We start from the raw sequence: 13,376 nt of genomic DNA, 5'->3' as shown, positions 1-13,376 counted from the left end.
CCGCGTAACCCGCCATTGCTCAGATGAAGCCCCGTACCGGGAATTCGGCGCCGCGCTGTATCCAGTTCTGCGGCGAGTACGCGGTGCGCGCATCGGTGGCGTGCAGCGTATAGGCATGGCGCGACACGGGTGACCGGTTGGGCGCGCTGTAGTGCGGCAGCAGGCCGTGGAAGCACACCAGGCTGCCCGCCTTGCACTCCAGCGGCACTGCGGTGGAGTCGTCCGGCCACGGCGTGGCGTCCAGCTTCTCCACGCGGATATTGTCGCCATTGCGCACGAAGCGCTCGCGCAGCGGCGTGCGGTGGCCGCCCGGCTCGGCCCACAGGCAGCCGTTGTCCAGCGTGGCGTCTTCCAGCGCGAACCAGAAAGTGGTCACGCTGATGGGCGTGGTGTCGAAATAGGTCGCGTCCTGGTGCCAGCGCACCTCGCCGCCTATGCCGGGCTGCTTGAAGATATACATCGACTGCCACACCTGGGCTTCGGCCAGGCCCAGGTCGCGCGCCACGGCGGCCAGCTTGGGATCGGCCGAGAAGGCGCGGAACACCGGGTCCAGGTCGTGCATGGCGTGGCCGATCTTGTTGATCGACAGTTCCTTGGCCTGCTTCAGCTGGCCATCCGGGCCGAAGGCTTCTTCCTCGAAGAAGCAGCGGATGGTGTTGTCCGAACGCAGGAAATACTCGTCGGCCTTCTTCTCCTGGTCCTTGGTGGTGAAGATGCCCTGCGCCACGCTTGGATCGAATTCGTTGACAATCTTGGCGGCGCGCTCACGCAGCGCGGCAATTTCCGCCAGGCTCTTGAAGCCGGGGATGACGATGTAGCCATCGCGCTCGTATTGTTGCTTTTGTGCTTCGTTCAGCATGGCGGGGACGCCCTTGGTATGGATGGTGCGCCATTGTACGGCTGCCCCGGCGGCGTCACAATCGGCAAACGGTTGACACATTGTCCGCAAAATGAAGACAATGGCTGATGGATCAGCTCAGAGCAATGGAAATATTTGTCGAAGTGGCACGGCTGCGCAGCTTCAGCGAGGCGGGCCGCCGGCTGGGGCTGACGCGCGCCATGGTCAGCAAGCACATCATGCAGCTGGAGGACAAGCTGCAAGCGCGGCTGCTGCACCGTTCCACACGTGAAGTGAGCCTGACCGACATCGGCCAGGCCTATCTGGAACCGTGCATGGCCACGGTGGCGCAGGCGCGGGAAGCCGCGCGCGCGATTGCGCACGCCGGCGGCGAGCTGGCCGGGCCGCTGCGCATCCAGGCGCCGTCCAGCTTCGGCAGCATGTGGCTGGCGGACGCCGTGGCCCGCTTCAGCCTGCCGCATTCGCAGCTGACGCCGCTGCTCTACGTGGACGACGCGCTGCTCGACCCCATCGAGCACGGCTTTGATTTGACGATACGCGTGGGCGGTATTCCGGACAGTCACGCGCTCGCGATGCGGCCGCTGGCGCCGTGCAAGGGCGTGCTGTGCGCCAGCCCGGATTACCTGGCGCGGGCCGGCAAGCCTGCGGCGCCGGAAGACCTGGCGCAGCACCAGTGCCTGCACTTCAGCCATTTGACGGACGGCGCCACCTGGCACTTCAGCCAGGGCGAGCGGCGCACGTCGGTGCGCATCAACGCCGCCTTCACCGCGAACAACGGCCTGGTGCTGCACCAGGCCGCCTTGCGCGGGCTGGGCATCGTCTACAGCACCACCTTCCTCGCCTGCGAAGCGCTGCGCGACGGCACGCTGGTGCCCGTGCTGGACGACTGGGAACTGCCGCTCAACTACCTGAGCGCCCTGTACCCCGCCAGCCGCCAGCCCTCGCCCAAGGTCCGCGCGCTGATTGATTTCCTGGTGGCGGAATACCAGCCGGTGCCGCCGTGGGACAAGGCGCTGCCGGTTCAGTGAGCCGATGGCTATTGAATATCAAATCAGTAGATATTAATTATTTGATATTGATTAGTATTTAATTGACTCATAGGATTTTTTTTAATAAATTACGTTTGGTAAATAATTAAAATTTCCAAAGAGGCTATTAAATTGAAAGTATTTTTCCGGTTGGCTTTCGTGTATTTTTGCAGTGGCTTCTTTGCAAACCCTATTTTTGCGCAGGATAGTGACATCCCGCGAGTTTTTGTGCCGGGGGACAGGTGCGACGGCTATGTGGGGACGATGAAATATGCGTGCCAAAATGGTCGAGATACTTTCTATGAGGCCGGCGGTGGTAGCACGCCGTCGGCCGGTGGCGGCGGCGGAGGTGGCAGTCCCGCCACCCAAGAACAGCAGAAGCCGTCAACCGCATCAGATTCCGGAACTTCCGCCAAGACCTGCAAGCCGGTCATTTTAGCCACCGGCGAGAAAGTCAAAGAGGAAATAGATTACGTCGCGCACGGCGCGTATGGGCTTGGTGTATCCCGAATGTATCGCAGCAAGCAGACCAGCGGCGCGATGTTCGGCCCCAACTGGATGTCAAGCATCGAGGTTCCCCGGGTAATGTTCACCTTGGCTGGCTGCTCAGTAAAGCAAACCGGAGACTGCATTCCAGAGACCGTCACCATCGCCCAGCCGGATGGAACCAAGTTCACCTATAAGTTCAGCAGTATCGTCTTGGCCGCCGCGATGTCCTCCGCTGAGAAGACCAGGGCCAGCCGCGCACGCACTCTCATTAAGACTCCAGGCAAATCCGCTACCACGATGGCGGAAGGCGATACCTATGTCTATAACGTCGGCGGTTCAGCCTCTACCGGAGAGCTTTGGTATACGCCAAATAATAGCTGGATCCTTATTAAGGATGAAATTGAATACTATTATGATGCAAGCGGCTATATTATCAGCGTGCTTGAAAACAGCGGTGTTGGCGTCAGCTATACGTACGTCAACAGCACCTCCCGCGTGGATAAAATTACCCATACCAACGGCAAGTTTATCCAGCTGACGTATGGCAGCAATGGCCGCGTGAGTACGCTGAAGGATACATCGTCCAAGATTTGGACTTACGGCTACAACACAAATGGAATGCTGACATCGGTTACCGCGCCGGTGCAATCCGGTCAGACCGCCGACGTCCGGGGCTATCTCTACGAAAACGCCGATCCGACTTTATTGACCGGCATTACCATCAACGGCGTCCGCTACAGCACATACAGTTACTATCCCGACAAGCGTGTCAGTCAAAGCGCGCTGGCGGGCGGCGAAGAGAGCGATAGCTTTGTTTACGGCACGAACAAGACCACGGTAACGAATGCACTCGGGCAGCCCACGGTGTATAACTTTACGACTGTGCTGGGCGAGCAAAAAATCAGTTCCGTCGAACGCACCGGCACATCGACGTGCGGCGCTTCCAGCGCGAGCACCTTCTACACAGCCCAAGGCTACATTGACTACACGCTGGACTGGAAAGGCAACCGCACGCAATACAACGTCGATGGCACCGGCCGGATTCAAAGTGTGACGACCGCTTATGGCACGGCCGATGCCCTAAAGGTGAGCAACATCTGGTCGGGAAACCAGATCGACCATGTCGATTTCATCGGCACGAATGGGGTTGCCTATGCCCGTACCACCTACGGCTACCACACCTCCGGCGTGGCGAATGGCCGAATCGCCAGCATTACGATGGATGACCTGAAGACCGGCAAGCAGAAGAAGACCACGTACGCCTACACCTTCAACGCCAACGGCACCATAGCCACCAAGACCATCACGCGTACCCTGCCTGCGGGTACCACTTCGGTCACGACGATCACCTACGACGCCTACGGCAATATAGCAACGCGCACTAACGGGCTTAACCAGCAGGAATCCTGGAGCAACTACGATGGGCTGGGGCGCCCGGGCACGTACACCGATATCAATGGCGTGAGCACGACCATGGTGTTTGCGCCGAATACGAATTTGCTCAGCACGACCTTGACCGTGCCTGGCGGCGGGACGCGAACGACCACCTATACATATAACAACAACAGGCAGGTCACCGACATCAATTTTGGCGATGGCCGCGTCAAACGCTATCGCTACAACGCTGCGACCAGGCTCTACCAAACTGGCGACGCGCTGGGCAAGTTCGAGACGGTGGCAATCAACGCTCCCAATAAAACAGTGACCAGCAGTTCGGAACGGCATGTCGCCGCCGGCAGTACACCTACGGCATCTGTATCCGGCAGCTTCAGCTCCACTACCGCACTCGATTCGCAGGGCCGGCCGTACACGGCGTCCGGCAACGCGGGCCAGCTGGTGAACTATCGCTACGATCTCAACGGAAATGTGGAGAGCGTGACCGACGCGGCCAGCCACGTCACCCGTTACGAATACGACGCGCAGAACCGCCTGACCAAGAGCACGGCTGCCGATGGCGGCGTGACCACGCTTTCCTACGACAACGACGGCATGCTGGAGTCGGTGCAAGATCCGCGTCTGCTCACGACGACCTACACCTACAACGGCTTTGGCGATGTGGTCTCGCGCACCAGCCCCGACACCGGCACCACCACCTACGCGTACGACAGCATAGGCCGGCTGTACACGGAGACGCGGGCGGACAACGTCACCATTACCTACGGCTGGGACAAACTGGACCGTCCCACCACACGCACCAGTCCCGGCATTGCCAACACCTTCACCTATGACGAAGGCACCTACGGAAAAGGCCGCCTGACCCGCACCAACGACGGCACGGGCCAGATGGCCTTTACGTACAACGCCGCCGGCGAGCTGACCAGCAAGGCCAATCAAATCTACGGCAGCACCTACACGAACGGCTGGACCTACGACACGGTCGGCAGGCTGAGCACCATGACTTATCCGTACGGCCTGGTGCTGACGTATGCCTACGACAGCTATAGCCGCGTTTCCGGCATCACCAGCAACGTCGGCGGCGCGTCGGCCACGCTGGCTACCAACTTCCTGTACCAGCCGGCGAATTTGCAGCGCTATGCCTGGCGCTTCGGCAACGGCTTGCCGCGCCTAGTGACGCTCGACACGGATGGCCGCATTGCGCAGATGAGCAGCAGCGGCGTACACAACGTCACGCTGGGCTATAACAATGCAGACCTGATCAACAGCCTCACTGATGGCGTGTACAGCGCCATGACGTCCGGCTTCGGCTATGACGCTGCGGACCGCATCAACTCTGTAACCCGCAGCAGCGACGCGCAAAGTTTTAATTGGGATAGCGCGGGGAACCGTACCAGCCAGAGTCGCCAAGGCACGGCCTATACATTTACGCCCGACACGCAAAGCAACAGGCTCGCCTCCTGGAGCGGCGGCGGCAAGTCGCGCAGTTTTGGCTATGACGCTATCGGCAACGTCCGCACCGAGACGCGCACCGATGGCAACCGTACCTACGACTACGACCTGTTCAACCGGATGAGCGCCGTCACCATCAGCGGTGTGCAGGTCGGCGACTACCGCTCCAACATTTACAACCAGCGCGCTTACAAAAACATCGGCGTGGGTACCGCCTACGTGTATGGACCGCAAGGAGAGCTATTGACCGAAACCGGCGCCACGCCAACCAGCTACGTCTGGATAGGTGGTGAGTTGCTGGGAATCGTGCGGAGTGGCCAGTTCTATGCCAGCCATAATGACCACCTTGGCCGGCCCGAAGTGCTGAGCAATACCGCAGGCGCTGTGGTGTGGCGTGCGGAAAACGCGGCGTTTGACCGCAAGGTGGTTGTCGATACTGTAGGGGGATTGAATGTCGGCTTCCCTGGACAGTATATCGATAACGAAACTGGGTTGTGGTATAACTGGAATCGTTATTACGACGGCACGATTGGACGCTATCTTCAAAGCGACCTGATCGGTCTTGCTGGTGGGATCAACACATATTCCTATGTGGAAGGGAATCCGATCGGCAACATCGATCCGCAGGGGCTGGCCGACATGAACTTGTTTAATCCCCGAGGGCTTTATCATGATGAGGTTACCTATCCAGGTGGAAATGCTTGGTCAGCACCTTGGGCCTACACAGTAGCCGGCCACGGAAATCCAGGAAATATGGAGGATCGGCGGGATGGAATTAGACCTATTTTCCCTAATGATCTTGCAGAAATGATTCGCAATGATCCGAATTGGAAAGGTAAGCCCGTAATTTTAGGGGCATGTAATACTGGAGTCTCAGTCAATGGAAAACCTTCATTCGCGCAACAGTTGGCTAATAAACTTGGTGTAGATGTAACTGCGCCGCTGAATTTTACTTGGTATGATCTCTCAGGCTTGCGAGGATCTGGTCCTTACCCAAGCGGTCCTCCGCAAGGTGTTCCTGGCTCTTGGAAATCTTTTTCACCTATACTTAAATGAAGATAATTGCATTTTCTATGGTTTTTTTATTTTTGCTTTTGGTTGGCTATGCAATTTTAAAAAAGGAACCAAACTCTATGGCTGTAAGCCCCAGTTCAGAGTTTAATTTGACTTCGAAAGAGATCATTGATCTTGAAATAAGTGCACGTAACGGAGATTGTCAGGCAGCCTATAAGCTGGCTAGGTATCACGGAAACTTTACGCTTAAATCCGTAGACGCAATAATTTGGTTTCGTGAGGCAGTGAAATGCCCCGGGATCAATCCAAAGTTGGAATTAATTGCCTTATTGATGGGTGATGAAAATCCCATGCATAAAGCAGAAATTGCGAAGTTAATTCATGAGATAGGTAAGGCAGATCCCGCAGCCGCTAAGCGAGCCGAAGAGGCCGTGCAGGCGTCGAACAGTGCTCGGCGGCGTGGTGGTAAAGAACGGTAAACGTTGATGCTTCGCTCTAATATTTTGAAGTGGACTGGATACATATCTGGCTAACAGGGACTTGCAGTTTTTTGGGAGCTTCGCACGAAGCATGTCCAATCCGATAACTCATACATTTGTCGCTATAACTGGCAGTGATGGGGCTATCGACCTGACGTACAGCTGGGGAAATGATGCGAACTTGCGCGGATGGAATCTAAATCAACCACTCGAACTGAAGACCGCTCAGCAGGCATTGAAAGATGGTCTCGCGCAGAAGGTTGGTAATGCCACATTGGACCCATTTGTTCGGTTGGCATTCGACACTATGAACAACGCGAGGAATAAACATTCAAATGGAATCGTGACCAACAACTGCAAAAGCGAGGTGGCCAAGTTATTGGATCTGGAAAATCGCCTTCGCGTGAAAATCCCGGAGTAGAATGGAGGCGGTGATGAATGAACCCGGTATGATGTTGGGGGCTATTAGTTTTGCTCGTATCCTCGCTGCATCCGTTCTTATCCTATGTGCGTTGATTGGAGGATACCTCTGGGTTTTGCCGATGCTCGGAAAAAAATAATGGAACCTACATACCTTTGATGGTTGGGCTGCTTTTTTTGTTTTCATATAATGGATGGGTTTTTTATTCTGGATTTAAAGGAGCGGCACTGATTAGGATTATCCTCTCGATGGCTGTTGGTATTGCCACCGCAGGTGTGGCTCTGCTTGTTTTTCTGGGATTTGTGCTGAATGTGCGTGGCTCGTGACGCGCCTGGCAGGCTGCTGAAATACCGCCTCAACAAGGCTGCCGAGGCGGTTCATCCAATGGTTGGCTGACACCCTCCTACGCATATGTTGAGGGAAATTCATTGAGCCGGATTGATCCGACGGGGCTGGAACAATGTGATATTGATGCTGCAGAGAAGACTGCAAGAGAGCGTGTCCCTAATATGAATTTTGGTAAAGGTTCGCCAAAATTCGGCTACGCCGGAATGGGATGGTACGGGCAAGCTCAAATTCTAGGGCGGGAAGAAGGTTTTGACGGTTATATACACCTAAATAAAATGTTTCTCAAACCACTGGACGCGAGAATGCAATTCAAAGTCCTGGAAACCTATTATCACGAGGTCGGACATTTTACGTGGCAGGAAGCATATCACGATGTAATCTATCCTTACGCCGCCAAGAATGCCGAGGCAAGTTGGGAAAGATTCCAGGCCATGCGCAGTAAGCTCTGCAAATGTGCAAAATAATGTTGCTTTCATCTTCATCTATAAGTTGCAGAGCCCGGATGATGGTTCTCGTTATACTTGTCACCGCCTGCTCGATTCGTGTCCACGCTGGTGCTGTTGAGGAACAACCCACGCCCAAAGTGCCAATAACGTGCCTTTTGATTGAAAAGGCTTCAATTGTTACCAAGCGTTTTGATGAGCCGCCTTATGGGCAGGCCAATGTGGGGCACCAGATAGGTGTAGGCACGCGAAATGTATTGTCTATTCGAGCATGGGAGGACTTGGCTGACTCTGATACCTCGCAACTGTGGAAAGCAACTTTGGAGTTTGCGCCTATAACTGCTGCTATGACTTTAGGTGAAGTTAAGCATATTCCTGTGTTGCGCAGCTACTTCACGTACGGGGGATTGTTCTGGTTGAGTGGTGGGGGGTACGTTTGGGGCGAAAATACTATTCGCCAAATCGATTTAATCAGAACGAAAACAGGGTTCGAGGCAGTGGTTAATGGCCCAATTGCTGCTACTGCTGCGCTTAGCGGAGCCCCTACACGTACGAAAGGCGTATGGCGGTGTAATGTCATTCGGCGAAAAGTTACCCAACTTGATCTATGGGAGGGGAAGCCAGGAACGAAATTTGAGTCTTTTCACCCAGCTAACACGCTACGGCCGGTTGATCACCTGTAATAGTCAGCGTGGTACGGAGGCCCGATGCTGTTGAAAATAGAGTTGACTACGTTTTATTCGACGCGTGATGAGGATCGTTTTTTTCAAAGGCTCAAGGTTATTTCGTCCATAAAAGATGTTCGTCGCGTGGGACGTGGGCTTTTCATTGAGTTGACGTGCGCTCTCTTAGTAACGACGTGTTACGTGGGTTAATTGCGTTGCTTTGGCGCTATCAGATATGTCTGATGCCGTTGGGATAGCGCGGGGAACCGTACCAGCCAGAGTCGCCAAGGCACGGCCTATACATTTACGCCCGACACGCAAAGCAACAGGCTCGCCTCCTGGAGCGGCGGCGGCAAGTCGCGCAGCTTTGGCTATGACGCGATCGGCAACGTCCGCACCGAGACGCGCACCGATGGCAATCGTACCTACGACTACGACCTGTTCAATCGGATGAGCGCCGTCACCATCAGCGGTGTGCAGGTCGGCGACTACCGCTCCAACATTTACAACCAGCGCGCTTACAAAAACATCGGCGTGGGTACTGCCTACGTGTATGGACCGCAAGGAGAGCTATTGACGGAAACCGGCACCACGCCAACCAGCTACGTCTGGATAGGGGGCGAATTGCTGGGAATCGTGCGGAGTGGCCAGTTCTATGCCAGCCATAATGACCACCTTGGCAGGCCCGAAGTGCTGAGCAATACCGCAGGCGCTGTCGTGTGGCGTGCGGAAAACGCGGCGTTTGACCGCAAGGTGGTGGTGGATACCGTTGGGGGCTTGAACGTGGGTTTCCCTGGGCAGTATGTGGATGCCGAAACTGGATTGTGGTACAACTGGAACCGCTATTATGATGCCGCGCTCGGACGTTATATCCAATCCGATCCGAGTGGACTTGCGGGAGGAATAAATACATATGCCTATGTGGGCGGCAACCCGCTGAGCGGTATTGACCCGAGCGGCCTTGATGTAATGGTCATCACCGGCGGTGTGCGCGATGGAAGCCTCAATTTCTTCGGGCATACGGGGTCGGCCGTGCAGGGATATGGCATGGCGAGTTACGGAAACGACACGCCGCTGGGAAGTTCTGTTGGGGCATACCTCTCCAGCCAGAGTGCCTCACGTGCGCAGCAGGTGACCATCGTGCCGACGACTCCTCAGCAGGATGCTGCTGCAATTGCTTTCATCAAGGCGCACCCAGACATGAATGGCATCGGGAAGCTAGACAACTGTGCGGTTAGAACCAACCAGGTTCTCAACTCGGCGGGAATTCCAACCAATGGTGTGCCGTTCCCTGGCGGCTTGGCGCGTGATGTCCAAGGATTGCCAGGCGCCATGACGTATTTCATTCCCCAGGGTGGACCAATTCCTCCTGGATTGGCCGGGGTGCTTGGGAAGTTCGGACCATGACGGCGGCTTCAAAGGGAAAAAGCGTGCTGACAGTCGTTCTGCTGCTTATCGGTGTAGCCGTTGCCGGAAGCATTGGGGCATGCTCCTACAAGTCACGCGTTCGCAATTCGGCCTTCGACGCTGTACAGGTTGGAGACACGGAGGCTTCTGTGATTGCCCGCTTCGGCACGCAGCCATCTGTCCGAGAGAAACCTGGCGCGCTGTTCGCACGCTATGCAAGTCAACCGTGTGGCGGCGAGTGTGCAGAACGGCTCTGGTTTGAGAACCGGTTGTCGCTCGACACAGAGGCTTGGTCGGTGGAATTGGATAAGAACAGCCACGTCATCAAGAAGTCGCGCTGGGTCTCGCCGTAGAGCATTGTGGCTCGCGCGCTGTGTTCGAGGTGAAGCTGCGGGTCCAGGCTGACCGCCAAGCCACCCGCAGGGCTCGGCCTTGACGCGGCGGCGCAACACCCGACGCTCGCCGTGAGCGGTGCCTGCCGGGGTTCCTGGCTGGCACCGTGACGGCAGAGGGCGACTCGCTCCCTTCCCCGGGAAGGGGGGGATTGGGATGGAGCCGCTGCCGCAGGACAGCGGGCACGTCAGGCAGGCGCCTGGCCTCACCGATGGCAACCGTACCTACGACTATGACCTGTTCAACCGGATGAGCGCGGTCACCATCAGCAGCGTGCTGGTCGGCGACTACGCTCCAACATTTACAACCAGCGCGCCTACAAAAACATTGGCGTGGGCACTGCCTACGTGTATGGACCGCAGGGGGGAACTGTTGACCGAAACCGGCGCCACGCTAACCAGCTACGTCTGGATCGGCGGTGAATTGTTGGGAATCGTGCGGAGCGGTCAGTTCTACGCCAGCCACAATGACCACCTTGGCCGGCCCGAGGTGCTGAGCAATACCGCCGGCGCAGTCGTGTGGCGTGCGGAAAACGCGGCGTTTGACCGCAAGGTGGTCGTCGATACCGTGGGGGGACTGAATGTTGGCTTCCCTGGCCAGTATATCGATAACGAAACTGGATTGTGGTACAACTGGAACCGGTATTACGATGCTGCGCTTGGACGTTATATGCAAAGTGATCCAATTGGGATTGCAGGTGGGATCAATACGTACGCATATTTCGAGGGCAACCCCGTTAGCAATGTGGACCCAGGAGGGCTGCAGAAAGGGATGCCTCAGGGGACGATGTATCGAGGGACTGGCGACATCAACGGACAGATTTGGATTGGCAATCAGATGCGAAATGGTGCGATTCAGAATTTCAGTTCAAGAACGCGTAATGCCTACGATGCCTGGGGTCCTAAGGTTCAGTCGGTCTGCTTGGTGAGCGTTACCCATATTCCGCAGCCGCCGCTCCAGTGCTCTGCGTCCAACCCGACTGGTGCCGCTACGCTGCCGACGACTGGCCCAGTAATGTCGTCGCCGGGCCAGGGCGGCTCTACAACTTGCCTGCAATGGGGCTTGGCGATGGTGCAATAAAGATGGACCTCTTTGTCACCGTCATCCAGATTCTCAAAGACCTTCTCGGTAGCCTGAACCCATTGCGCTTATTCAAGCCGGGTTATCGAGATTCGTTCAGAGAGGTTTGGCGACAGGAGCCTCTTATCTTCCGTATCGGCTATGTCCTCGGAATAGTCGGCCTGCTCGTTTTGATTGCGCTGGTAGTGCTGTGGTTCGTGCGAGGCCCTTAATCTTGAGTCCCGAGTGCGGGGTAGAATTGGAGTCGCTGCCGGAGCGAAGCATAGGAAGCCAACCCGGCCGAAGACGGGGCGTCCAGCCACGAAGCGAGCGCTGGCACGGTGCACGTTCCTTGGCATATGCCTACGACAGCTATAGCCGCGTTTCCGGCATCACCAGCAACGTCGGCGGCGCGTCGGCCACGCTGGCTACCAACTTCCTGTACCAGCCGGCGAATTTGCAGCGCTATGCCTGGCGCTTCGGCAACGGCTTGCCGCGCCTAGTGACGCTCGACACGGATGGCCGCATTGCGCAGATGAGCAGCAGCGGCGTACACAACGTCACGCTGGGCTATAACAATGCAGACCTGATCAACAGCCTCACTGACGGCGTGTACAGCGCCATGACCTCCGGCTTCGGCTACGACGCGGCGGACCGCGTCAACTCCGTGACCCGCAGCAGCGACGCGCAAAGTTTTAATTGGGACAGCGCGGGGAACCGTACCAGCCAGAGTCGCCAAGGCACGGCCTATACATTTACGCCCGACACGCAAAGCAACAGGCTCGCCTCCTGGAGCGGCGGCGGCAAGTCTCGCAGCTTTGGCTATGACGCTATCGGCAACGTCCGCACCGAGACGCGTACCGATGGCAACCGTGTCTACGACTACGACCTGTTCAACCGGATGAGCGCGGTCACCATCAGCGGTGTGCAGGTCGGCGACTACCGGTCCAACATCTACAACCAGCGCGCTTACAAAAACATCGGCGCGGGTACGGCCTACGTGTATGGACCGCAAGGAGAGCTATTGACGGAAACCGGCGCCACGCCAACCAGCTACGTCTGGATAGGCGGTGAGTTGCTGGGAATCGTGCGGAGTGGCCAGTTCTACGCCAGCCACAATGACCACCTTGGCAGGCCCGAAGTGCTGAGCAATACCGCAGGCGCTGTGGTGTGGCGCGCTGAGAACTCGGCGTTCGACCGCAAGGTAGTGGTGGATACCGTTGGTGGCTTGAATGTCGGCTTCCCTGGGCAGTATCTGGATGCCGAAACTGGATTGTGGTACAACTGGAATCGGTATTACGATGCTGCGCTCGGACGCTACCTGCAAAGCGATCCGATCGGGATCGCCGGAGGAGTTAATACCTATGCATATGTCGCAGGAAATCCGATAAGTCGTGTTGATGCGAGTGGGTTAGATGACTCTTCGTACGATTTTTCGATACGATCCAACCAAAACCCAGTACGACAGCTTTGGATAGCAACAACAGATGCGCTCTCTGGAGCAGTCCGTGGCCCGGACTATATCGCTGCGTCCGGAAACATCTATATTGTATCCGTCGGAGCAGCAGTAAACCTTCATAATGGAAACGTCTACATGCAAGGCAGTCTATTCAGAGGATATCCTGCACCAGTTTCAAAGCCCGGGGCGTGCATCGTGGCGGGCAGCATCGTTGGATCCGGAGTGGATGGAGCCAAAACTGACTCCTTCTTAAACGGTGCGGGAAATCAAGCCACTATTTTCGTGCCTGCAGGCAATCCTTTCATTGGAGTGGGTGGCGGTGTATCGCACGCGATAGGTGGGGCATATTCGATTGAATACGGTGTCGGGTCTGTAGGGGCAAGCGTCTCGCCAATTACATATGGAAAATAATGAAAAAATCTATGCGGCAATTGCTTAGAGATGGGTTCACGAAAACTAGAAATG

General features: G+C 56.4%; 12 protein-coding genes. 11 read left to right on the top strand and 1 reads right to left on the bottom strand.

Going from position 1 to position 13,376, the window contains the following annotated elements:
• Positions 1 to 19: 19 nt before the first annotated feature.
• Positions 20 to 859: a phytanoyl-CoA dioxygenase family protein gene (locus KT882_RS26200; RefSeq protein WP_228893683.1), complete on the bottom strand. Its 840-nt coding sequence runs from the start codon at positions 857 to 859 to the stop codon at positions 20 to 22.
• A gap of 125 nt (positions 860 to 984) precedes the next feature.
• Here KT882_RS26200 and KT882_RS26195 point away from each other — a divergent pair, with 125 nt between their 5' ends.
• The 11 genes from KT882_RS26195 to KT882_RS26145 all read left to right on the top strand — a co-directional run bounded on the left by KT882_RS26195 (position 985) and on the right by KT882_RS26145 (position 13,322).
• Entirely contained in the window at positions 985 to 1,887 is a 903-nt protein-coding gene (locus KT882_RS26195) for a LysR family transcriptional regulator (protein ID WP_228893682.1), read from the top strand.
• 132 nt (positions 1,888 to 2,019) lie between these two features.
• Entirely contained in the window at positions 2,020 to 6,279 is a 4,260-nt protein-coding gene (locus tag KT882_RS26190; RefSeq protein WP_228893681.1) for an RHS repeat-associated core domain-containing protein, read from the top strand.
• Positions 6,276 to 6,716 (top strand): hypothetical protein, encoded by a 441-nt coding sequence (locus KT882_RS26185; RefSeq protein WP_228893680.1) that lies wholly within the window; start codon positions 6,276 to 6,278, stop codon positions 6,714 to 6,716. The genes KT882_RS26190 and KT882_RS26185 overlap by 4 nt, the downstream gene beginning before the upstream one ends.
• A 91-nt stretch (positions 6,717 to 6,807) precedes the next feature.
• Positions 6,808 to 7,137, top strand: coding sequence for a hypothetical protein (locus KT882_RS26180; RefSeq protein WP_228893679.1), 330 nt, complete (start codon positions 6,808 to 6,810; stop codon positions 7,135 to 7,137).
• 428 nt (positions 7,138 to 7,565) lie between these two features.
• Complete coding sequence (locus tag KT882_RS26175) at positions 7,566 to 7,949, top strand: hypothetical protein (RefSeq protein ID WP_228893678.1); 384 nt, start codon at positions 7,566 to 7,568, stop codon at positions 7,947 to 7,949.
• 38 nt (positions 7,950 to 7,987) lie between these two features.
• Positions 7,988 to 8,611 carry a hypothetical protein gene (locus KT882_RS26170; protein ID WP_228893677.1) on the top strand — a complete coding sequence of 208 codons (624 nt, stop codon included), beginning with the start codon at positions 7,988 to 7,990 and terminating at the stop codon, positions 8,609 to 8,611.
• A 432-nt stretch (positions 8,612 to 9,043) separates the two neighbouring features.
• The gene (locus KT882_RS30850; RefSeq protein WP_407682024.1) at positions 9,044 to 10,000 is read left to right on the top strand and encodes an RHS repeat-associated core domain-containing protein; all 957 of its coding nucleotides are present in this window, start codon (positions 9,044 to 9,046) and stop codon (positions 9,998 to 10,000) included.
• The gene (locus tag KT882_RS26160; RefSeq protein ID WP_228893676.1) at positions 9,997 to 10,353 is read left to right on the top strand and encodes a hypothetical protein; all 357 of its coding nucleotides are present in this window, start codon (positions 9,997 to 9,999) and stop codon (positions 10,351 to 10,353) included. Before KT882_RS30850 ends, KT882_RS26160 begins: the two co-directional genes overlap by 4 nt.
• Before the next feature lie 196 nt (positions 10,354 to 10,549).
• Entirely contained in the window at positions 10,550 to 11,473 is a 924-nt protein-coding gene (locus tag KT882_RS26155; RefSeq protein ID WP_228893675.1) for an RHS repeat-associated core domain-containing protein, read from the top strand.
• Between the two features lie 2 nt (positions 11,474 to 11,475).
• The gene (locus tag KT882_RS26150; protein ID WP_228893674.1) at positions 11,476 to 11,685 is read left to right on the top strand and encodes a hypothetical protein; all 210 of its coding nucleotides are present in this window, start codon (positions 11,476 to 11,478) and stop codon (positions 11,683 to 11,685) included.
• Between the two features lie 119 nt (positions 11,686 to 11,804).
• A complete protein-coding gene (locus KT882_RS26145; protein WP_228893673.1) occupies positions 11,805 to 13,322 on the top strand; it encodes an RHS repeat-associated core domain-containing protein in 1,518 nt (505 codons plus the stop codon).
• Positions 13,323 to 13,376: the final 54 nt, after the last annotated feature.

The organism is Pseudoduganella aquatica (assembly GCF_020865585.1).
GTDB lineage: Bacteria > Pseudomonadota > Gammaproteobacteria > Burkholderiales > Burkholderiaceae_D > Rugamonas > Rugamonas aquatica_A.
Note: the sequence above shows the minus strand (reverse complement) of the source record. Positions and strands in the feature narration are given on the sequence as shown.

Excerpts from the sequence above, each read along its gene's own strand:
- KT882_RS26155 (WP_228893675.1), top strand. The coding sequence starts at position 10,550 with ATGGAGCCGCTGCCGCAGGACAGCGGGCACGTCAGGCAGGCGCCTGGC.
- KT882_RS26160 (WP_228893676.1), top strand. The coding sequence starts at position 9,997 with ATGACGGCGGCTTCAAAGGGAAAAAGCGTGCTGACAGTCGTTCTGCTG.
- KT882_RS26185 (WP_228893680.1), top strand. The coding sequence starts at position 6,276 with ATGAAGATAATTGCATTTTCTATGGTTTTTTTATTTTTGCTTTTGGTT.
- KT882_RS26200 (WP_228893683.1), bottom strand. The coding sequence starts at position 859 with ATGCTGAACGAAGCACAAAAGCAACAATACGAGCGCGATGGCTACATC.
- KT882_RS30850 (WP_407682024.1), top strand. The coding sequence starts at position 9,044 with ATGAGCGCCGTCACCATCAGCGGTGTGCAGGTCGGCGACTACCGCTCC.
- KT882_RS26180 (WP_228893679.1), top strand. The coding sequence starts at position 6,808 with ATGTCCAATCCGATAACTCATACATTTGTCGCTATAACTGGCAGTGAT.
- KT882_RS26150 (WP_228893674.1), top strand. The coding sequence starts at position 11,476 with ATGGACCTCTTTGTCACCGTCATCCAGATTCTCAAAGACCTTCTCGGT.
- KT882_RS26170 (WP_228893677.1), top strand. The coding sequence starts at position 7,988 with ATGATGGTTCTCGTTATACTTGTCACCGCCTGCTCGATTCGTGTCCAC.
- KT882_RS26195 (WP_228893682.1), top strand. The coding sequence starts at position 985 with ATGGAAATATTTGTCGAAGTGGCACGGCTGCGCAGCTTCAGCGAGGCG.